Raw genomic sequence first — 21066 nt, forward strand, 5'->3', positions numbered from 1 at the left:
TGATATCCGCAGGCGCGATATTCGATTTTCAATCAACATTTACTTAACCGGTGACAACGGCATCCGCCGCGACAATCTGATCGCGGCCGTTGGCTTTGGCGTGATACAGGGCCTTGTCGGCCAGCAGCCACATCCGGTTGTTGTCGCCGAAACGATTTGAGACATAACCAAAACTGGCTTTGATGGGAATCGCTTGCTGCTGCCATTGCAGTGGATTGGCGGCGAGCTGCTGATGCAAACGCTCGGCAACCTGACCGGCAACGTGCATTTCGGTTTCTGGCAGCAGCACAATGAATTCCTCGCCGCCGAACCGGCCCAGCACATCAAAGGGTCGCAGCGTTTGCTGCAGCACGCGGCTGACATGACGCAGGGCCTCATCGCCGCCGGCATGACCCAGACTGTCGTTGATGCCCTTGAAATGATCGATATCGAGCAGCAGCAACGAGAAGGCGCCGCCGGAACGGTCGCAGCGGGCGCGTTCGATCTCCAGACGCTGTTCGAAGGCGCGGCGGTTGAACAAACCGGTCAGATAATCCCGTTCGGAGTAATTGCGGATCTTGGTAATCAGCCGCGCCAGCACGCAGCTGAACAGACTGATATTCAGCACCAGTGCGAGCAGCGCGTAACCCCATAGCGCGGCTGGCTTGTCGTGGACCATGCCGGTGCTGGGATCGGTTTGCCAGGGTACGAACCAGAGCACGAGTACGATGCGCAAGGCCATGCTCAGGGCGGCGAGCGCAAACGGCACGGCGATGGCGATGGCGGGAAGCCGGGCAAATTCCTGCCGGGCGGCGCCGAACACGTCGAATGCGATCATGAACAGAATGAGCGTCATGAAGCTGGAGAACAACAGCGCGAAACTGCGCCGCGAACCGGGATCCGGCGGCAGGCTCAGGTAGGCGATGGCCACCACGAGGAAAATCACGGCATTCGAAACCCGCGAGGGCGGCAGCTTGAACAACCAGCGGATGCCGGCACGCAATACCAGCATGGCTGCGATGCCAAACATGCCCGAACCCGGCCACGCCAGGTAACTCGGTTCGGTCGTGCGCAGCATGGTGATGGAAATGCTGGCCAGCATCAGCAGGTTGGCAAGACCGAAATGCAGCGAGGCTTTCGGTGCAATCCGCATCGGCAAGGCGGCCGCCAGCCATGCCAATGACGCTGTCCCCGTGACCAGGCAGATCACCAGCATCAAGGTGGATTGTTCGGTCATCGCTCAGGTTCGTTTGGCCACGGTCCGTCTGAACTATAGACCTTGCGCTCCGTTGTGGTGGCATGCGCCGCATCGGACAGCAAAGACCGCCTAGCGGTCACGTCGTGACGGCGGCATCGGCCTTGCTGCGGGATGTCGGAAAGAAAAATGCTCGCGGAGCGCGGAGCGCAAGGTGCTGGAGCGGGTCCGGATGCAGATTGATCGGCCGAGCGCCAAGTAAAAAAAACGGGCAACAAAAAAGCCGGCATTCGCCGGCTCTTTTGTTTGCTGCCAAGGCTTACTTGCGGCCCTGGGCAACCAGCTGGCGGGCCAGCTCGTCGGCAACCGCATTGGTCGGTTTGCCTTCTTTGGTCGCACGCTCGAACACGTTCATCAGCGTGTTGTAGATGTTTTCGGTTTTCTTCATCGCGGCTTCTTTCGAGTAGTTGTTCTCGAACGACACGTTGATGATGCCACCGGCGTTGATGACGTAATCCGGGGCATACAGAATGCCGCGGTTCATCAGCGCGATACCGTGACGATCTTCGGCCAGCACGTTGTTGGCGGCACCGGCGATGATGCTGCACTTTAGGCGCGGCAGGGTTTCGTCGTTGACGGTGGCACCGAGTGCGCACGGCGCGTAGACATCGACATCCTGGGTATAGATGGCGTTGACGTCGACGGCGGTGGCCTTGAACTCGGCAACCACTTTCTCGATCGATTCTTTGTTGATGTCGGTGACGAACAGCTTGGCGCCTTCATCCGACAGGTGTTTGCACAGGTAGTAGCCGACGTGGCCCAGACCTTGAACAGCGATTTTGACGCCATCCAGCGAATCACGGCCCAGCTTCGACTTCACCGCAGCCTTGATACCTTTGTAAACGCCGTAAGCGGTCATCGGCGACGGGTCGCCCGATTTGCCTTCGAGGCCCAGCACGTACGGGGTTTCTTTGTGGACGATGGCGATATCGGCCGGCGAGGTGCCGACGTCTTCGGCGCTTACATAGCGGCCCGACAGCGAGTGCACGAACTTGCCGAAGGCGCGGAACAGCGCTTCCGATTTCAGGGTTTTCGGGTTGCCGATGATCACCGATTTGCCGCCGCCGAACGGCAGGCCGGCCATGGCGTTTTTGTAGGTCATGCCACGCGACAGACGCAGGGCATCGACCAGCGCGCCTTCATCGGTGTTGTATTCCCACATCCGGCAGCCGCCGACGGCAGGGCCGAGTGCGGTGGAGTGAATGCAGATGATGGCTTTGAGACCCGAGGCTGCATCGCTGCAGAAAACGATTTGTTCGTGGTCGTCATAGGCACGCAGGTTGAACACCGCCATACCAGTTCTCCTGTTGTTTCAGTGTTGTTGCGGTCTTGTTGCAAAAACACGGTTTCAGTCAAAGAGCACGATTCTGCGGTGACAGAAACCGGGCCCGGTCAAGAAAGGGCATCAACAGGGATCAGGCCGTTGTTCAGTGTTGGCTGCAGCCTGATCCGATTCCCGCCGGTAGGGTCGACAAGTTTAGGTGACGTCACAGGTGTACGTTTACGGAAACGTAAACCTCACTGCCGTCAATCAAGGCGCCAGGGCCGGTTATCGTTGGCCTGTCGTCCTGAACCTGTTGTTGTCGTTAGCTACTGTCGGGCTAGGGGCGCCGGTAAAAGGCGGTCCCTGTACTCTTGCGGTCGCGACCGAAGGTCCACGCCGCCATGCGAAGCCCCCTTGGTTTTTGGCTGCCGGAAGCGCGGTATTCGGCGCGGCTGGCAGGGGGGGCTGAGAACTGGCGCGCATTATACGCAGGCAGGGCAAAAAGGCGAGGCTGGCTTATGCTGCACTGCCGCGAGCTGGTCAGGCCTCAGCGCTGGCTTTGGCTGCTGTGGCCGGTCTGGCTGGCCAGCTGCTTGTAATAGATGCTGGTGCTGCGGGGCTCGCCGACCGGGGTTTTGGTATAGCCGGGGATAAGGCCTGCTTCGCAATAGCCGAGCCGGCGATACAGGCTCTCGGCCCGATCACCGGTGCGGGTGTCCAGCACCAGCAATTCGCGGCCGCTGGCCAGTGCCTCGGCTTCCAGCGCTTTCAGCAGGGCACTGGCGACACCCTGACGCCGGAACGCCAGATGCACCAGCAGCTTCTGGACTTCGGCACGGTGCCGGCCATTGGCCCGCTCCGATATCGCGAGCTGCACCGAGCCGACAATGCGGCCACCACTGTGGGCGACCCAAATCCAGCGCTTGCCATGGACCGCTTCGCGCACGGCTTCCTGCCAATACTGGATGGCATGTTCATGACCCAGTGGCGCAAAGAAACCAACCGAGGCGCCATCATGGACACAGCTTTGCAATACATCCGCCAATTCATCAAAGGTACGGTCGGTGCATTGCGGGTGCAGGCGAGTGACGGTAGGCATAGGTGGACTCATTGGTTTGGCAGAGGGTGAGCATGTCGATTGCGGGTGGTGACAGTGCATCGGCTTGACGGGCCAATCCGATGCGGGCAGCGGCTATCCATTTCTCTATTGGTATTGTCACAACCGGAAAACGCAGGGCGGCATCGGAGGAATGATGCTGCCCTGCAAATGCCTGGCACCGAGAGTCCGGCATCGGTCACGACTCATGCTGGCGTCACGCGTGCTGGATCCGCGTGTTAAACCAGCCTGTGCTAACGCAGCGTGCGTTAAATCAACGTGCGCTGAATCAGCACAGTGACCGATGCCAAACCGGATCAGTCCACGTGCTCGCCATGCAGCACGATGTCCAGACCTTCACGCTCTTCTTCTTCGGATACCCGCAGGCCAATCAGCCAGTCAATCAGTTTCAACAGCACCGCCGTGACAACCAGCGAATACGCAATGGTGGCGCCAGTGGCAATCAGCTGCACTTTCAATTGGCTGCCAAGCTCCTGCACCGCACCGCCGGCAATCGCATTGGTGGCAAACACACCGGTCAAGATGGAGCCGAGAATACCGCCGACTCCGTGCACGCCGAAGGCGTCCAGCGAGTCGTCATATTTCAGCGCGCGTTTCAGACTGGTGGCGCCCCAGTAGCAGACCACACCGGCCAACAAACCCAGAATCAAAGCGCTGCTGACGGTGACAAAACCGGAGGCCGGGGTAATGCAAACCAGACCGGCGACGGCACCGGATGCAGCACCGAGCAGTGACGGCTTGCCTTTGAATACCCATTCCGCAGCGACCCAGGACAGTGTTGCCGCAGCAGCAGCAACTTGGGTCACGACCATGGCCATCGCAGCGCGGGCATCGGCGTTCAGCGACGAGCCGGCGTTGAAGCCGAACCAGCCGACCCACAGCATCGAGGCGCCAATGAGCGTCAGCACCAGATTGTGCGGCGCCATCAGCTCCTTGCCGTAGCCGACCCGTTTGCCCAGCATCAGAGCGGCGACCAAACCGGCAATACCGGCATTGATGTGAACCACCGTGCCGCCGGCGTAATCAAGCGCGCCCATCGTGAACAGCCAGCCGGTGCCTTCCCAGACCCAGTGCGCGATCGGTGCGTAGACGACCAGCAACCAGGCGCTGACAAAAACGATCAGGGCCGAGAATTTCATCCGCTCGGCAAACGCACCGGCGATCAGCGCCGGCGTGATGATCGCGAAGGTCATCTGGAACACCATGAACAGCATTTCCGGAATGGTGTAGCCGGGCCACAGCGCATCAAAGGCAACGCCATAGAGCAGCACTTTGTCGAAGCCGCCAATGAAACCGTTACCCGGTGCAAACGCCAGACTGTAGCCAACGAGGACCCACAATACGCTGACCAGTGCGGCAATAAAAAAGCTTTGCATCAACGTGGCGAGCACGTTTTTCTTGCGCACCATGCCGCCGTAAAACAGTGCCAGACCCGGAATGGTCATGAACAGCACCAAGGCTGTCGCCGTCAGCATCCAGGCAGTATTGCCGGCGCTCAAGGTCGGTGCTTCGTCGGCCAGAGCAACACCGCTCAGCAAACTGCCGAGCAAGACGCCGGCCAATCGCATCATCGACGCGGACCACAAATTCAGTCGTTTCATTGTCTCTGTCTCCCTCACAGTGCCGCTTCGTTGGTTTCGCCGGTGCGGATCCGGATGACTTGTTCAAGATCGAACACAAAAATTTTGCCGTCGCCGATTTTGCCGGTGTTGGCCGCCTTGCTGATGGCCTCGACTGTGCGTTCCAGCAGGTCGTCCGGAATGGCGATTTCCAGCTTCACTTTCGGCACGTAATCGACTTCGTATTCGGCACCGCGATAGAGCTCGGTGTGGCCCTTCTGCCGGCCAAAGCCTTTGACTTCGGAGACGGTGACGCCGCTGACGCCGACTTCACTGAGCGCCTCGCGGACATCTTCCAACTTGAACGGTTTGATAATGGCGGTGACGAACTTCATGCTTCCCTCCGCGGTGCCGGAATCCGGCGTGATAGTCATTGATGGTTCGTTTTTTCGAGCGTGACTGGCCTTGGCGTTGCTACCCGATGTCGCCAAACGCGTTGTCTTCGTGCGCTTGTGCAGCGACGGGCAGGGTCAGCAATGCAGCGGTCGTGCCAGCGACAAAAATGGCCGGAATGGACGCAATTACGGGGTGAATTGCGTCGTTGCGGTGCAAGCGCCGCGACTGCGGCGTCCAGTTTGGTGCGCGGGCTGCAGATCTCGCGCCAGCGAGGTGCCCGCTGTGCGTTGGCCGAAACTGCGGCGGCCCGGTCCAGCGATTGGCTGCTTCAACTGGTACGTTTAAACGTGTCATTGTCGATAAACGCTCGGCCAGACACTTGAGTCCGGGGCCATCGTTGACTACACCTTGTCATCGTTCCTGATTGGGGTAGCCCTCATGAAGCGACTGTTGGCAGGTCTTTTACCGTCCGGTTTTTTCCTTGCAGATCATTCTCACTCAGTTCTCTGGCAGGCAGGACGGCGCTGGCTCGGCGCCATAGCGCTACTGTGGATTGGACAGGTGACGGCGGCGGATTGGAGCAGCACCAATATCCAGCTGCTGCGTGGCGACGACTTCATCATTCCGGGGGTGGCGGACAACGTCGAAAAAGACATTGTCACGCTGGAGCACGCCAGTGGCTGGAAATACGGCGACAACTTTTTCTTTGTCGACATCACCAATGGCGAGGGCACCGATACCGAGTTCTACGGTGAATTCAGTCCGCGCCTGAGCTTCGGCAAAATGGCTGACTGGAAGCCGGAAGGTTTCGTCAAAGATGTGCTGCTGGCCGCGCAGTGGAACGTTGGCAAGGACGATGCCGGCAATGTCAGTGCCTACCTGCTCGGCGTCGGTTTTGATTTGGCGGTACCGAAAGCGGCGTTCTTCCAGTTCAATGTCTATCAGCGTGCCGAGCACAATGATCAGGTTTTCGGCAAAACCGATGACAGCACCTGGCAACTGAATATCGCCGGGTTGTTTCCCTTCGATATTGGCAATACGTCCTGGAGCATTGGTGGCTTTGCCGACTATATCGGCGAGATCGACGGCCCGTTTGGCACCAACGAGGCACATCTGCTGTTTGTGCCACAAATCCTGCTCGATGTCGGCGCACTGGCCGGTGCGCCCGGCATGATTCAGGCGGGCATCGAGTACTCCTACTGGAAAAACAAGTTCGGCGTCGATGGTGAGAACGAGCGAGTTGTCCAGCTGATGCTCAAATGGACTTTGTGAGGAAACCCATCATGAAAGCACTGGTGATGTTGTTGTCGCTGCTCGCCAGCACCGTTGTGGTCGCCGATGGCAAGACCTTTACCGTTGGCGTTGAAAACCTGGAATACACCCCGCACTACAGCTATGAAGGCGGTGAATACAAGGGTTTTGCGGCCGATGTACTGAAAGCATTTGCCAAGGAAAAAGGTTATACGCTGCAGTTCAAGGCGTATCCGGTCGCACGCCTGATAGGTGTGTTCGTCGGCGGCGAGGTCGATTTCAAATACCCGGACAATGCCAACTGGGCTGCCGATGCCAAACAAGGCAAAAGCATTGTCTATTCCGATGCCGTTGCGCAGTTCACCGACGGTGCACTGGTGTTGCCGGACATGAAAGGCAAGGTTCAGCTGAAGGCGCTTGGTGCGCCACGCGGTTTCACACCGTGGGTGTACATGGCCGATGTCTCAGCCGGAAAAATCAAATTGCAGGAGCTCGATACGCTCGATGCGGTCATCAAGAGCGTGCAGGCCAAGCGGGTCGATGCCGGTTACGCCAACATCGACGTGGCCGCGCATTACATGAAAACGGTGATGAAAACTCCAGATGCCTTGGTCTATGACAGTGCGCTGCCGCACGACAACGGTACTTATCACTTGTCCACCATCAAACATGCCGCCGTTATCGCTGAATTCAATCAGTTCCTGAAAGACAAAAAAGCCGTGGTCGACGGTCTGCGGTCGCAGAATGGCTTGAAGTAGGCTGGTCAAGCTGACGTCGCGAAAAAGTTATCAGCGCGGCCCGGTGTTCTGCAAGAACGCCGGGCCACACCCGCTTCTGAACAGGCCGACTCAAAACTCGTTGCCGAACAGTTCCGTCTGCCCGCCGAGCTGACCGGGTTCATAGAAGTTGCTCAAGCCGACGCCAACCAGCCGGTATCGGGTATCGGCTGGCAGTTCAACTCGCTGCAGCAAAAGCAGCGCCAGGGCGCTGACTTCATCGACGTTGTTGATGCTGTCGCCGGGCGTAATGCTGCGGGTGTAAATCTTGAATTGATCGGTTTTCAGTTTCAGCACGACGGTACGTGCCAGTCGCTCGGTTTTGCGGGTGGCCTGCCAGGCCTTCTCGGCCAGTTGTCGGATGGCCGGGCCAAGCTCATCGCGAAACCGATCGATATCGAACGTATCTTCCGCTGAAATCGACTGCACCGGCCGGTCCGGTTTGACTTCACTGTGATCGATGCCATGCGCCAATTCATGCAGGCGCAAACCGTAGCGACCGAAGCGCCGCTCCAGCTCAAAAATATCCCAGCTACGCAAATCGCCAACCGAGCGGATGCCATAACGCGCCAGCTTGGCCTCCATGACTTTGCCGACACCGGGAATGCGCGCGACCGATAACGGCGCCAGAAAATCCAGCACCTCGTGCGGCTGGATCACAAACAGGCCGTTCGGCTTTTTCCAGTCGGAGGCGATCTTGGCGAGAAATTTCGCCGGGGCAACGCCGGCCGAGGCGTTCAGTTGGGTTTCGTCGCGGATTTGCTGACGGATGGTTTTGGCGACCCGGGTGGCGGTTGGCAGGCCGGTCTTGTTGCGGGTGACATCGAGATAGGCTTCGTCGAGTGACAGCGGCTCGACCAGGTCGGTATGGCGCAGAAAAATCTCCCGCACCTGGCGCGACACCGCTTTGTAGCGGCCAAAATCCGGCGGCACGAAAACCGCTTCCGGGCACAGCCGTTCGGCGGTGATGGCCGGCATGGCCGAGCGCACGCCAAAGCGGCGCGCCTCGTATGAGGCCGCGCACACCACCGAGCGTTTGCCCCGCCAGGCGACCACCACCGGTCGGCCGCGCAAGCTGGGGTCGTCACGCTGCTCAACCGAGGCGTAAAACGCATCCATGTCGATATGAACGATCTTACGCATGGCAGCGCTGGCCGATGGGACAGGGGGCGAAATGGGCTGGGATCATGGCCGCGGCAGTGTACTACGGCGGGCGGTCACAACTGAGCGATGCTGATCTGCTGCTGCCAGGGTCTTGTCAGCAGGCGGAAAGGCGACCGCGGCGGGTGACAAACCGGGCAAAACCCGGCAGCATTCCGTCCTCTTGCCATGACGCCTACGGACCACGGAGGGCCAGGCCAGCATGAACGAATTTCATTATCACTTCCGGTTGCCGGATGCGGCAGACGAACTGTTTGTGGTCCAGTTGGACAGCACCGAGCCAGCGCAGCCGGAACGCCTGCCGGAGTGGACGCGGCTGGAGTTCCATCAATGTCCGAATTGCCCGCTCGATCGGACCAAGGTCTCGCATTGTCCGATGGCGGTCAGCTTTGTCCGCTTGGTCGAAGTGACGGGCAAATACCATTCGCATGACACCGTGACCGTGGAAGTGGCGACGCCGCAGCGCCGGTTTCTGAAAACCACCTCCTTGCAAAATGCGGTCGGCTCACTGATGGGCTTGCTGTCCGCGACCAGCGGTTGTCCGCGCTCCCAGTTCCTGAAACCGATGGCACAGTTTCATCTGCCGTTTTCGTCGGAAAAGGAAACGATCTATCGGGCAGCTTCCATGTATTTGTTGGCCCAGTATCTGGTCGACAAGCACGGCGGCAAACCGGATTGGGATTTGAAAGCGCTGCACGGTCACTATGATCAGCTGCAGCTGGTCAATGCGGCGATGGTCAAACGGGTCAGTGCCAGCAGTGAGCGTGATGGTCCGTCGAACGCGCTGGTCGTGCTCGATTCGATGGCCAAGCTGCTGCAGTTTTCGATTGATGAAGCGCTGGCGGATATGTGGCCGGTGTTTGAGAGCTATCGAAGCGAATTGGAGCAAAGCTGATGGCAATGATTCAACGGAAAGACGCCAACAGGAAATGCAGACAAAAAACGTCAACAAGGAGTGACAAATGAAGTCGACGGTGCAGACGAGTGTATGGCTAATACTGATGATGGTATCGGCACTGGCCCAGGCAGCCAGCAAGCCAGCAGTCAGTCACCCGATTGGCGGTGGTCTTGCGGTGTCGTTGCCGAAGTCCTGGGTGGTCAAGAACTATCCCATGCCACTTGAAGGCGCGACCAATCTGCGTATTGAAGCCGACGATGTCCGCATTGCCATCACCGGGTTTCCGACGGAAAAAGGCCGGCTTGATAAATCGGCATTGGCGGACATGCTGGCGCAAAGTGCAACCTACTATCTGAGCAAAGCCAAGGACCCGCAATTGCATGCGGAGTACTTCGAAACCGAATCGGCCTTGGGTGCCTATGCGGTGCTGGAGACGGCTAGTGGTAATGAGGAATTCGCGGTGTTTCCTGGTCGCTACTATGCTTGTGTCGCGCCGATTATCATCAGTAGCCAAACCATGGTGTTTTCCATTTCGATCGGCTGCGAAGAGGCCGATGACGACGAGCTGACCGCGGCGTTGAACGCCATCCGTGCCATCGGTGGTGTGGCAGCAAGCAATCAGCCTTAGCTGATCAGCGCTGGCCGATGAGCGCAGGTCAATCTTTCTTGGGCTCAGGCTTACCTGCGTTGTCGCTTGCTTCCGACATAGTGTTGGCTGCATCAGGGGTGCGGTAAGCAGTGCAAGACTTGATGAGGGTGGCCGTGTCGGGGCAAAAGCAGGTCGTGCGTGGTCGCCAGCTCGCATTCCATCTCATCGCGCTGGCCGCGATCACTCCGTTTGGGTTGTCAATGGTCTGGCAGGGCGCGTTGCTGTCCGGTAGCGTGACCTTGCTGGCCTGCGCAGCCATTGCGATCTCCACTTGGCTCATCTGGCGGCAGCGGGCCCTGTTGTTTGCCCATCTGCTTGGTTGTCTGGTGCCATCGCTCGCCGTGCTGTATTTCATTCCGATCATGCCGATATACGCGACCATGTGGAGCTACCCCATGGTTGTCTTCTTCTACCTGTATCTGGAACTGCGATTGGCGATTCTGTTCAATCTATTGTTCGCAGCCGGTTTAGCGGTTTTGGCTTGGTCTGCACTGGCCATGGATTTGTACAGTCGCCTGCTGGTGACGCATTTTGTCGTCGGCGGCATGACGCTGATTTTCGCCCGCACTGTCGCCAAACAGCAGCAAGAATTGCAGCAGGCCGCCAATACCGACAGCCTGACCGGGCTCGCCAATCGCCGGGCGGTGCAGCAAGCGCTGGAAAACTGGCAACGGCAACGCAGTCGTTATGGTGTGCCGGCCACGCTGCTGCTGATCGATCTCGATCACTTCAAATCGGTTAACGATCAAGGCGGTCATCAGGCCGGAGATCAGGTGCTGATGCAGGTGGCGGCAATCTTGCGCCGTCGTGCGCGTGACACCGACATGGCCGGTCGTTGGGGCGGTGAAGAATTTGTTCTGGTATTGCCACACACGCATGGCCGCGATGGTATGGCGGTGGCTGAAACCCTGCGCAGCAGTATTGCCGAGCTACGCCCGGGAGCGCCGACAGTGCCGATGATTACCACGTCGATTGGTGTGGCGGAATTGCTGGCGCATGACACGCCGGAAAGCTGGATCGCCCGCGCTGATGCCGCGCTGTACCAGGCCAAAGCGGCCGGTCGCGACCGGGTGGTCATGGCGGCCGATGATTCGCTGTGACTGAGTTGTGCTGGAAACAAAAAGGGCCGCAGTTGCGGCCCTTTTTGTTCTGCCGTTGCAACGGCAGGTATCAACCCAGACTGATTAACCCAGATTGAATTCGATGCCTTGCGCCAGTGTGGCTTTGTTGCCGTAGAAAATCGTGTTGGTCTGGCGACGCATGTACGATTTCCAGGCATCGGAGCCGGCTTCGCGGCCACCACCGGTTTCTTTCTCGCCACCAAAGGCACCGCCGATTTCGGCGCCCGAGGTGCCGATATTGACGTTGGCGATACCGCAATCCGAACCGAGTGCCGACAGGAAGTATTCGGCGTTTTTCAGATTGTTGGTGAAGATCGACGACGACAGGCCGAAGCGCGAGTCATTGTTCAGGGCAATGGCTTCGTCCAGCGTCTCATAGGTCATCACGTACAGAATCGCGGCGAAGGTTTCGCTTTGTACGGCTTCGAAGCTGTTCTTGGCGCGGATGATGGTCGGCTCGACGAAATGGCCCGGACCAGCGATGCGCTTGCCACCGGCCAGCACTTCGCCACCTTCTTTCTTGGCGAGAGCAATCGCGTTTTCGTACATCTTGACCGCGGCTTCGTCGACCAGCGGGCCCATCAGCGTGTTCTTGTCGATCGGGTTGCCGATCTTCACTTGCTTGTAGGCATCAACAATCGCTTTGACCACTTCGGCTTCGCGCGATTTGTGCACGATCAAACGGCGGGTGGTGGTGCAGCGCTGGCCAGCAGTACCAACGGCGCCAAACACGATCGACGGCACGGCGATTTTCAGATCGGCGGTTTCGTCAACGATGATGGCGTTGTTGCCCGACAGCTCCAGCAGACACTTGCCGAAACGTTCGGCCACTTTCGCGCCGACCAGACGGCCGACTTGCGAGGAACCGGTGAACGACATCTTGGCAACTCGCTTGTCAGCAACAAAGGCTTGCGACAGTTTGTTTTCGGCGTTGTCGATGAACAGCTGGAAAATCGGCGGGCAGTTGTTGCGGGCCAGCACGTCATTGCAGATCTTCTGCACGGCAACGGCGCACAGCGGCGTCTTCGGCGACGGCTTCCAGACAGTGACGTTGCCGCAGATAGCCGCGAGGAAGGCGTTCCAGGCCCAGACCGCAACCGGGAAGTTGAATGCGCTCATCACGCCGACGATACCGATCGGGTGCCACTGTTCTTTCATCGAGTGGTCCGGACGCTCGGAATGCATCGACAGGCCGTACAGCATGCGGGCCTGACCGACCGCGAAATCGGCCATGTCGATCATTTCCTGCACTTCGCCATCGCCTTCGGCTTTGATCTTGCCCATTTCGAGCGTGACCAGGGTGCCGAGCGCGTCTTTGTGCTTGCGCAGTTCTTCGCCCATTTGACGAACGATTTCGCCGCGCTTCGGCGCCGGCACCTTGCGCCATTCGGCGTAGGCGGCCTGCGCGCTCTTTAATACTTTTTCGTAATCGGCGGCGCTGGTGGCGTAGACCTTGCCCAACACTTCGCCGGTGGCCGGGTTGAACGAATCAATGACCCCGGCGCTGCTGTCGGTCGACCACTGATTGATACCAAAACAAGTACCGGACTGGATGCCTTCAAGACCCAGCTGCTTCAACACGTCCATGGAAACCTCTCTCAAAAAATGCGGCTAGCGACCCACCGCGAAGTGGGAAGTGTCGTCAGGGCGTAAAGAACGCCTGCGACCGACCCACAGGGTTGTGGGGCTTGTTGCGAGGCGTGAGGCCACTGCGACCAACCAAAATGGAAAACCGGGCTTGCCCCGCCAACGGGCAATGGGCGCCGAAGCGATGGCGCCAACCGATGGGGCAAAAAACCGGGGCGCAACCTTATCATTTACCCGCTTTTCCTGCTACGTGGCCGGAGCAGCCGCGAATGGGCGTGCAGCGCGGGTTCGCGGAGCGAACTTGCCAGTTATTCAAAGGCTTAATAAGCGCTGTATGGCGTAGGGCTTGGCGCCAGCGGGGGAGTTCCGTAGTCTTGGTGCCGCATTCGGCGCGGCTGGCCGGCTTCATTGGCCTCCCGATTATCGCTTTACCGATATCAGCGTACCGATTCGACGCACAGCCACGAAGCCTTACTTGAATAGAACTTCCAACAAGAGACCTCCCATGACGGCAACCCTTTCCCGAACCGACAGTGTGGCTACCCGTTCCGACCCGGCAAAATCCGACCGCCAGCACCCGGTTCCGCAGCAATGGGACGTGGTGCTGCTGACCCAGCGGGAGTATCTCGCGCCGAATCTGGATGAGCCCTATATCTGTCAGCTGCAGCTGGAAGAGGCTTTGTTGCTGAAGCCGCTGCGCGAGCGCGGTCTGAAGGTTACTCGCATGTCCTGGGACGACAGTCAGCAAGACTGGTCGCGGTGCCGGGCGCTGGTGTTTCGCAGCACTTGGGATTATTTCTTCCGCTATCGCGAGTTTGCGCCCTGGCTCAGTGCGGTCAGCGAGCAAACCCGTCTGTTCAACAATGCGGCCTTGCTGCGCTGGAATATCGACAAACATTATCTGGCGGATTTGCAGGCCGCCGGGGTGCCGATTGTCGAGACCGTGTTCATTGAAAAGGGCTCGGTCGCGCCGCTTGCCACGGTGCTGCGCAAACAAGGCTGGAGCGAAGTGGTGTTCAAACCGGTGGTCTCGGGCAGCGCCCGGCTGACCTATCGGGTCGGCCTGACCAACGCCGTTGCCATGCAGAGCACGTTTGCCGATTGCGTCGCCAAAGAAAGCATGATGGTGCAGCCATTTTTGCGCAATGTGCTGGAGCAGGGCGAGTTCAGTTTCATCGTCATTGATGGTGTTTGTAGCCATGCGGTGCGCAAAGTGCCGAAAGCCGGCGATTTCCGCGTTCAGGACGATCACGGAGGCACGGTGCTCGCGCACGTCGCGACCGCCGAAGAGATGCAGTTTGCCGAGCGGGCAGTGGCCGCCTGTCCGTCGATGCCGCTGTATGCCCGGGTCGATGCGGTCCGCGATGACAGCGGCGCGCTGCGGTTGATGGAGCTGGAGCTGATCGAACCGGAGCTGTTCCTGCGCTTTCATACTCCGGCGGCCCAGCGGCTGGCGGCGGCGATCGCCCGCGAGCTCGCGCTGCGCTAAGCTGACGGCCCGTTTTTACTGAACTGGCTTTTTCCGGAATGCGCGGTTTTTCGAGCAAGCGCTTTTTTCGAGAAAACTCTTTTTCCACAAAGCGCCTTTTGCCAGAAAACATGGTTTTTTCGTTTGGCACATAGTCCAGCGAGAACCGAGAACTGAGAAATTACATGCGTTATGCCTTTGAAGACCGTGTGCCGGAGCTGATCGGCAGCGAGCATTACCTGGCGCCCAGCGCGGCAATCATCGGCTCGGTGCGGCTGCACCATCAGGTCAGCGTCTGGTTCAATGCCGTGATTCGGGCCGACAATGATGTGATCACCATCGGTGAGCGCTCCAACGTTCAGGACGGTGCCGTGCTGCATACCGATCCCGGTCTGCCGCTGACGGTCGGTGCCGGCGTCACCATCGGCCACAAGGTCATGTTGCACGGCTGCACGATTGGCGATGGTGCCCTGATCGGCATGAACGCCGTGGTCCTGAACGGTGCCCGGATTGGCCGCGAGGTCCTGATCGGCGCCAATACCCTGATCGCCGAAGGCAAGGAGATTCCGGACGGCGTGCTGGTACTGGGGTCTCCGGGCCGGGTTGTGCGAGAACTGACCAGCGAGGAACGGGCCAAACTGGCATGGCCGGCGCAGGTCTACGTTGCTAAAATCGCCCGCTACCTGGCTGGTTGCCGACCTCTGTCTGATTGATGGCGGTCGGGCGCCAGCCGTTCTGTTCGATTCTTCCGCTGCCGCTTGCGCAGCGTCGTCACGAGGTTCTGTCATCCATGAGCACGCCCGCCAACGCCATGCCGACTGCGGCTGAAAAAGAGAAATTCAGCCGCGAGTGGAGCCAGGCCGAATACGCTCGGGCCATGCGCCATTTGCTGAATCAAGGCTATGGTGAAACCCGTTTGCTGCAACCGACCAGCCGGGTGTTGCCGCCCTTGGTCGCGGTCTGGCATTTCGAAGTCAAACTCGACGGCAAGCGCAGCAAGCTGTGGGTGGTGTCGGGTGCCGATCTGCCGGTTGATCACGTGGCTGAAACCGCGGCACCGAACGCCCGCGATGCGCTGCGCCATTTTTACCTGACCTGGCAATTGAAAGCGGCGCAACTGGAGCAGCGTTTGGCCGACAACAAGGTCGACGTCGGCAATCCAGCCTTGCAATCCGACTACATGAACTCGCTGCAACGCGGTTCCGAGCGGCTGTTCCAGGTCGTCAACGAAGATCGCCTGTGGCCGGAATTCCAGCAGGCATAAACCGGCGCCGACGCCAACGCTGGGCGATCGCGACGGCGCTTGCTGTCGTCATCGTCGCGGTGCTGGGTGTTGGGCTCGGTGTTGTGCCTGGTCTCGTGCCGGGTGCCGAGCTTGGCTTGCTAGCGCCTTGGTTTGGCAGCGACTTTTCTCCCGCCGATCAGCTGGGACCCGCCCGGACTTATCGTTTGTCCTGGCACGGACAGGCGGTCGGTCGGCAACAGGAAACGCTGCGGCAATTGCCAACCGGTGAATGGCTGGTGGAGCTGACGCTGACCGTCGAAGCCACGGTGCGCGATGCGCCGCTGCGCTATCAGGAAACCGAGCAAATGCAATTTGCCGCGACGCCGCCGTATCGGTTGCTGCGCGGACAATGGCAGCGCCAGCAAAATGCGCTGCTGGCGAAGGTGCAATATGAGAACGGCGCCAACGAGCTGACCGGCAGTCGCACTATCGCCGAGCAGCACAGTGCGCTGCGGCAACCGGCGCTGGATTTCGGCATGGCCGATTATTACGCCGCCAGTGCGCTGGTTCGGCAGGGCGCCGCAGTCGGTAGCCGTCAGGCACTGAAACGACTCAACAGCGAAACCTTGCAGCTATTTGATGACGAAGTGACCGTACTCGAAACCGGTTCACGCTGGTTTGGCACGCCGTATCGTCTGTCGTGGAAACGCGCCGGTGAGCGCTGGCAGGCCGAATGGTTGTTCAGCGCCGGTGGCATGCCACTGGCAATGAATGTCGGCGATGCGATCCGATTGGAGTTGGCGGATGCCGAGGTGGCGCCAGCGCCTCAGGATCTGTATCTCGGCCGCACCATACACGCCGATCGCGCGCTCGGCCGCGCGCGCGAAGTGGTCAGCCTGCAATTGCGTTGGCCGCAAACGGTCAGCCTGCCGCTGACCAGCAGTCCCGGCCAAACGACGCTGCCCGGCTTTGTTCGCACCGACAATCGCCAGCCCGGTCTGCTGGCGCCGCTGCTGGAATGGCAGGCCGCACTGGCGCCGGAGCCGCGTTATTCCCCGGCGGATGAGCGCTTGCAACTGGTTGCCAAACAACTGGTGCAGGGCGCTGCCGATGATCACGACAAGGTGTCGCGCCTGCTCAATTTTGTCAGCCAGCATTTGCGCCAGCAGGATGTGCTGACCGACCAGACCGCCGCTGATATTTTCCGTAGCCGCCGCGGCGACTGCACCGAATTCAGTCAGCTGTTTGTGGCACTGGCGCGCGCCGCCGCGATGCCGGCGCGCGAAGTCTCGGGGCTGGTATATCTCGGAGATGAAGTGCAGGGTTTTGGTGGCCACAGCTGGGCTGAAGTGATCGTTGACGGTCGTTGGCTGGCGGTCGATCCGATGTGGAATTTGCTGCCGGTTTCCGGCACCCATTTGCGCATGGGCAGCGGTGATGAAGGTGCCTTGGCAGCCGCGCTGGCGCGCCGCGATTTGCAGTTTTCAGTCGAACAGATTTCCTACCGCTGACAGCTGGTGCCGGCGATTGACTCGTTGGCAACAGGCGTGAGCGCAGTTTTCGGCGGGACCGATTTCCTGCCGGTACATTTTCAGGGCGGTATGGGCACGGGATGTCGCACAACCGGCCGAGATGGTGATGATGAGCAGACAGCTGTACTCGGTAACCGGCAATAGCCAGAAACTGGATGGTGGCGCGATGTTTGGCAACGCGCCGAAAGCGATGTGGGCGCGCTGGGTCAGTGTGGACGAGCAGAACCGGATTGATCTCGGTTGCCGGGCCTTGCTGGTGCGCGAACAACACGGCGACAGCGTCCGGCACATTTTGTTCGAAGCCGGCATCGGCGCGTTTTTCGAGCCGCGGCTGCGCGAGCGTTACGGGGTCGTCGAAACCGAGCATGTTTTGCTGGCTTCGCTGGCGGCCATTGGCGTGCGCCCGGAACAAATCGACGTGATTGTGTTGTCGCATCTGCATTTTGATCACGCTGGCGGCATTTTGGCCGCGTGGCAGCAAGGCGCGCCGATGCAGCTGGTGTTTCCGAACGCGCATTACGTGGTCGGTCAGGAAGCCTGGCAACGGGCGCTGCAGCCGCACGCCCGCGACAAAGCCTCGTTCATTCCGGGGCTGACCGAGCTGCTGGCGGCCACCGGTCGGCTGGAGCGGGTCAGCAATGCGCATTCGGTCTTGCTCGGTGAGGGCTACCGGTTTCACCACAGCGACGGCCACACGCCCGGCATGTTGCTGGCGGAAATCGATATGCCGGCCGGACCGGTGGTGTTCTGCGCCGATTTGATTCCGGGCACGCCGTGGGTCCATATCCCTATCACCATGGGGTATGACCGCTACCCCGAGCTGCTGATCAACGAGAAACGGGTGCTGCTGGACGACCTTATCCACCGCAATGGCCGCCTGTTCTACACCCATGACCCGAAAGTCGCCTTGTCCGGCCTGAGCCGCGACGAGACCGGCAAATACAGCGCCAGCGCCGCCGCCGCTGAATTGGTGGCGCTGGCCAGCTGAGCGGGCAACGGTCGGGGCTGGTGACTCCCATCGGTCCCGGGCTGGGCCGGATGTCATCAAAGCGTCAGCGAATTGTTCAGCGGGCGCCGGAACTTGCTCGATTCAGCCCAGTCAGAGTTGGCGTCTCCCTTGTGCCACAACAGGGTGTGGTCAGGGCGACGGGGTATTCATCATGGTCTCCTGCTTCAGGGGTTAGGGTTCCGGCGGTCCAATTGGGCGCCGGACTTTCCAATCTGGATAAGGGCTGCTTCGGCAGCCCTTTTTTTTGCCCGGAATAATCGGCTCCGGCCGGTCTGCGGAACTGGCGCAATGCCGCCGGCTGCTGTCACGGTGCGTTCCCGGTTGAGTCGCGCCATGGCCTCGACTACGCTGATACCAGCTCCCGGCGGCAAGGACCTGGCATGTACAAGTCAATGTATGAACATGACGATCTGATCAACCTCAGCGAAGAGATCGTTTTCGAGCAGATCCATCAGGTCATTCAGGACGGTAAACCGGCATTTGCCGCCACCCCGTTGAATATCCAGGATGTGGCCGCCATCGCGCTGAACCAGATGCCGGCGAAATATGTCACCAGCATTCTGGAACGGCACAACCCAAGCGAAGAGCTGCGCGAAGAAGTCGCCGAATTGAAAAAATACGCCCGCCGGCAAGTGTTGAAAGCGATTCGCAAGGTCAACGAGCACCCGCACGAATAAGCGCCATTGCCTTCCCTGCCGCCGCTGACCGATACGGCCGGCCGCGGCATCTACAGTCTCGACGTTCTCTGGTTTTCCCTTTTCAAATTGACCTTGCATGACCTTGCCCCGGCGCAGACCCAAAAGCATGCGCCAGCTGCGCGGCCAGACATTCCGTCATTCCAGCATTCAGGCATTCAGGCATTCCGGTATTCAGGCATTCAGTTCAGTCGACCCAAGCTCTACACTGGCGTCACGTTTTGATGGAGCCAAACCGTGTCCGCTGAATCTGCCAGCTTTGAACCTGCCACCTTGCCCAGCCCTTTCGTGCCGCCCGAGCGGCAATACCGCCTGACGGTCGACGGTCTTGAGATCGCGGTCTGTGAGTGGGGCGCTGCCGATGCGCCGCCGCTGCTGCTGCTGCATGGCTGGCTCGACAACGCCGGCAGTTTCTTTTCGCTGGCGCCACTGTTGGCGGCCGGGCAGGGCGGCCAGCCGTATCGCTGCATCGCCATCGATTTTCTCGGCCACGGTGCCTCGGACCATTTGCCGGCCGGCGCCCAATACCATTTCATCGATGGCGTTTACACCGTGCATGCGCTGCTGAAGCAGTTGGAAATCGAGCGCCTGCCGGTGCTCGGGCATTCCATGGGCGGGGCGCTGGCGTTGCTGTTTGCCGGCGCGTTTCCGGAAGCGGTCAGCCACCTGATCAGCGTTGAGGCCTTCGGACCTTTGACCCGGGTCGAGAGCGACGGCCCGGCGCGCTTGCGCGAAGGCTGTGAAGAGCGGCTGGCCCGGCAAAGCTCGCGCAAGGCGGTCTATCCGACCGTTGCCGATGCGTTGCGGGTGCGGGCGGCGGTGGGCGATGTCCCGGCGCCGCTGCTGGCGCCGATTGTCGAGCGCAATCTGATGCCGGTGCCCGGTGGGGTGACCTGGTGCTCCGACGCGCGCCTGCGCTGGCCGACGCTGCTGCGGATGAGTCCGGCCCAGGTCAGCGCCTTCTTTGGTGCGCTGCGGGCGCCGATGCTGCTAGCTCAGGGTGATCGCGGCATGGCACAGATCACCCCGGCGGTGGCGGCGCATGCGCGGGTGCTGCCGCGTTTTGTCCATCACCTGCTGGCCGGCGGTCACCACGTCCATCTGGAGCAGCCGCATTTTCTGGTGGAAGCTATCGGTGAATTTCTGACCGCGCGCTGACGCGCACGCTTGGAAACTGGAACCGCTGTCAATGACTCAGCAGGCTGAACAGGGCCTGCCGGATGACTTCCGGCGTGAACGGCTTGTCGAGCAATGCCGAAACACCGGACTGTTCAACCTGCGAGATGCGGGCCCGCTCGGTTTCGCTGGTCACCATCAGAATGGGCACCGAGACGCCGTCAGTGCGGCCGCGAATGGCCTCGACCAGCTCGCGGCCATCCATTTCCGGCATGTTGTAGTCGGTCACCACCAGATCGAACAATTGCTCGCCAAAGCAGGTGATGCCGTGTTTGCCATCGACTGCCAGTGTGATGTGGCGGATGCCCAGATCGGTCAGCATGCGTTTGATATGGGCCCTGGCCGTGCTGCTGTCATCGACCACCAACACCCGCAAGTCGCTGACGTCATAGCTTTCCAGTGCCAGTTCTTCCGGCTCGATGTAGCGCAGCGTCGCGCGCAGCGCCCGCTCGATGTCCCGCGGCAAAAAGGGCTTGGGCAGGATGGCCACCACCCCCGCCTGTTTGATTGGGTCGATGGCGCGGAACCGGGTTTCACTGGAAACCAGCATGAAGGCCAGATCCTGCCAGCGTGGATCGGCGCGCAGCGTCAGCAGCACGTCGGTGGCGTCCATGTCCGGCAGATACATGGCACTGATCACCAGATCGGTCGACTGGCTCTGCAGGTAGCTCAGCGCCTCACTTCCGGTGCTGACGGCATCGACCAGATTCACGCCGGCTTCCCGCAGGTGATTCAGCACGATTTTCTGCTGGGTCGGGGAGGGCTCGACCAACAGGATATGCAAGTCCTGAATGGCGAAACTGGGCATGGGGTGGGCCTGCGCTGACTACACTGTCGGCAAGTGTAGTCGGTCCCGGTGCGCCCTGGTCCGCTCGGTGACCGCGGCTCTGGCCGCGGTTTGACCGGTGGCCCGACCATCGGTTACCTTGCGCCCTCTGTTTTCCGACG

The 21066-nt window shown here is 60.1% G+C and carries 20 protein-coding genes; 12 read left to right on the top strand and 8 right to left on the bottom strand.

Going from position 1 to position 21066, the window contains the following annotated elements; translation table 11 throughout:
• Nucleotides 1-43: 43 nt before the first annotated feature.
• The 5 genes from HPT27_RS17535 to glnK form a co-directional block, all read right to left on the bottom strand.
• Nucleotides 44-1216 (bottom strand): GGDEF domain-containing protein, encoded by a 1173-nt coding sequence (locus tag HPT27_RS17535; RefSeq protein WP_172246184.1) that lies wholly within the window; start codon nucleotides 1214-1216, stop codon nucleotides 44-46.
• 277 nt (nucleotides 1217-1493) lie between these two features.
• Entirely contained in the window at nucleotides 1494-2528 is a 1035-nt protein-coding gene (locus tag HPT27_RS17540; protein ID WP_172246185.1) for a Glu/Leu/Phe/Val family dehydrogenase, read from the bottom strand.
• Nucleotides 2529-3045: 517 nt separating this feature from the next.
• The gene (locus HPT27_RS17545; protein WP_172246186.1) at nucleotides 3046-3597 is read right to left on the bottom strand and encodes a GNAT family N-acetyltransferase; all 552 of its coding nucleotides are present in this window, start codon (nucleotides 3595-3597) and stop codon (nucleotides 3046-3048) included.
• Nucleotides 3598-3911: 314 nt separating this feature from the next.
• On the bottom strand, nucleotides 3912-5186 hold the full coding sequence (locus HPT27_RS17550; RefSeq protein ID WP_407951158.1) for an ammonium transporter: 1275 nt from the start codon (nucleotides 5184-5186) through the stop codon (nucleotides 3912-3914).
• A 44-nt stretch (nucleotides 5187-5230) separates the two neighbouring features.
• Nucleotides 5231-5569 carry a P-II family nitrogen regulator gene (glnK, locus tag HPT27_RS17555; protein ID WP_172246187.1) on the bottom strand — a complete coding sequence of 113 codons (339 nt, stop codon included), beginning with the start codon at nucleotides 5567-5569 and terminating at the stop codon, nucleotides 5231-5233.
• Nucleotides 5570-6131: 562 nt separating this feature from the next.
• Between glnK and HPT27_RS17560 the strand changes: the two genes are divergently transcribed.
• A complete protein-coding gene (locus HPT27_RS17560) occupies nucleotides 6132-6842 on the top strand; it encodes an outer membrane protein OmpK (RefSeq protein WP_172246188.1) in 711 nt (236 codons plus the stop codon).
• 11 nt (nucleotides 6843-6853) lie between these two features.
• Nucleotides 6854-7579 (top strand): substrate-binding periplasmic protein, encoded by a 726-nt coding sequence (locus tag HPT27_RS17565; protein WP_172246189.1) that lies wholly within the window; start codon nucleotides 6854-6856, stop codon nucleotides 7577-7579.
• A 90-nt stretch (nucleotides 7580-7669) separates the two neighbouring features.
• Here HPT27_RS17565 and dinB read toward each other — a convergent pair whose 3' ends face one another.
• A complete protein-coding gene (gene dinB / locus HPT27_RS17570; protein ID WP_172246190.1) occupies nucleotides 7670-8740 on the bottom strand; it encodes a DNA polymerase IV in 1071 nt (356 codons plus the stop codon).
• Between the two features lie 220 nt (nucleotides 8741-8960).
• Between dinB and HPT27_RS17575 the strand changes: the two genes are divergently transcribed.
• From HPT27_RS17575 to HPT27_RS19675, 3 genes are all read left to right on the top strand, one after another.
• Nucleotides 8961-9653, top strand: coding sequence for a DUF6901 family protein (locus tag HPT27_RS17575; protein WP_172246191.1), 693 nt, complete (start codon nucleotides 8961-8963; stop codon nucleotides 9651-9653).
• Nucleotides 9654-9720: 67 nt separating this feature from the next.
• Nucleotides 9721-10284 (top strand): hypothetical protein, encoded by a 564-nt coding sequence (locus tag HPT27_RS17580; protein WP_172246192.1) that lies wholly within the window; start codon nucleotides 9721-9723, stop codon nucleotides 10282-10284.
• Between the two features lie 134 nt (nucleotides 10285-10418).
• Nucleotides 10419-11405, top strand: coding sequence for a GGDEF domain-containing protein (locus HPT27_RS19675; RefSeq protein ID WP_172246193.1), 987 nt, complete (start codon nucleotides 10419-10421; stop codon nucleotides 11403-11405).
• An 84-nt stretch (nucleotides 11406-11489) separates the two neighbouring features.
• On the opposite strand, the gene amaB is transcribed toward HPT27_RS19675, so the two are convergent.
• On the bottom strand, nucleotides 11490-13013 hold the full coding sequence (amaB, locus tag HPT27_RS17590; protein WP_172246194.1) for an L-piperidine-6-carboxylate dehydrogenase: 1524 nt from the start codon (nucleotides 13011-13013) through the stop codon (nucleotides 11490-11492).
• A gap of 505 nt (nucleotides 13014-13518) precedes the next feature.
• Between amaB and HPT27_RS17595 the strand changes: the two genes are divergently transcribed.
• The 7 genes from HPT27_RS17595 to HPT27_RS17625 all read left to right on the top strand — a co-directional run bounded on the left by HPT27_RS17595 (nucleotide 13519) and on the right by HPT27_RS17625 (nucleotide 20100).
• Nucleotides 13519-14502, top strand: coding sequence for an ATP-grasp domain-containing protein (locus tag HPT27_RS17595; RefSeq protein ID WP_172246195.1), 984 nt, complete (start codon nucleotides 13519-13521; stop codon nucleotides 14500-14502).
• Nucleotides 14503-14666: 164 nt separating this feature from the next.
• Nucleotides 14667-15194, top strand: a complete 528-nt coding sequence (locus HPT27_RS17600) for a gamma carbonic anhydrase family protein (RefSeq protein ID WP_172246196.1) — start codon at nucleotides 14667-14669, stop codon at nucleotides 15192-15194.
• 77 nt (nucleotides 15195-15271) lie between these two features.
• Nucleotides 15272-15745, top strand: a complete 474-nt coding sequence (locus HPT27_RS17605; protein WP_172246197.1) for a DUF4826 family protein — start codon at nucleotides 15272-15274, stop codon at nucleotides 15743-15745.
• Nucleotides 15746-15930: 185 nt separating this feature from the next.
• Nucleotides 15931-17217 (top strand): transglutaminase-like domain-containing protein, encoded by a 1287-nt coding sequence (locus HPT27_RS17610; protein ID WP_172246198.1) that lies wholly within the window; start codon nucleotides 15931-15933, stop codon nucleotides 17215-17217.
• Nucleotides 17218-17344: 127 nt separating this feature from the next.
• Complete coding sequence (locus HPT27_RS17615) at nucleotides 17345-18226, top strand: MBL fold metallo-hydrolase (protein WP_235951090.1); 882 nt, start codon at nucleotides 17345-17347, stop codon at nucleotides 18224-18226.
• Nucleotides 18227-18627: 401 nt separating this feature from the next.
• Nucleotides 18628-18924: a late competence development ComFB family protein gene (locus HPT27_RS17620; RefSeq protein WP_172246199.1), complete on the top strand. Its 297-nt coding sequence runs from the start codon at nucleotides 18628-18630 to the stop codon at nucleotides 18922-18924.
• Nucleotides 18925-19179: 255 nt separating this feature from the next.
• The gene (locus HPT27_RS17625; protein ID WP_172246201.1) at nucleotides 19180-20100 is read left to right on the top strand and encodes an alpha/beta fold hydrolase; all 921 of its coding nucleotides are present in this window, start codon (nucleotides 19180-19182) and stop codon (nucleotides 20098-20100) included.
• Nucleotides 20101-20128: 28 nt separating this feature from the next.
• Here HPT27_RS17625 and HPT27_RS17630 read toward each other — a convergent pair whose 3' ends face one another.
• Nucleotides 20129-20926 (bottom strand): response regulator, encoded by a 798-nt coding sequence (locus HPT27_RS17630; protein ID WP_172246203.1) that lies wholly within the window; start codon nucleotides 20924-20926, stop codon nucleotides 20129-20131.
• Between the last annotated feature and the right edge of the window lie 140 nt (nucleotides 20927-21066).

Origin of the sequence: Permianibacter fluminis (genome assembly GCF_013179735.1) — a bacterium.
GTDB classification, from domain to species: domain Bacteria; phylum Pseudomonadota; class Gammaproteobacteria; order Enterobacterales; family Permianibacteraceae; genus Permianibacter; species Permianibacter fluminis.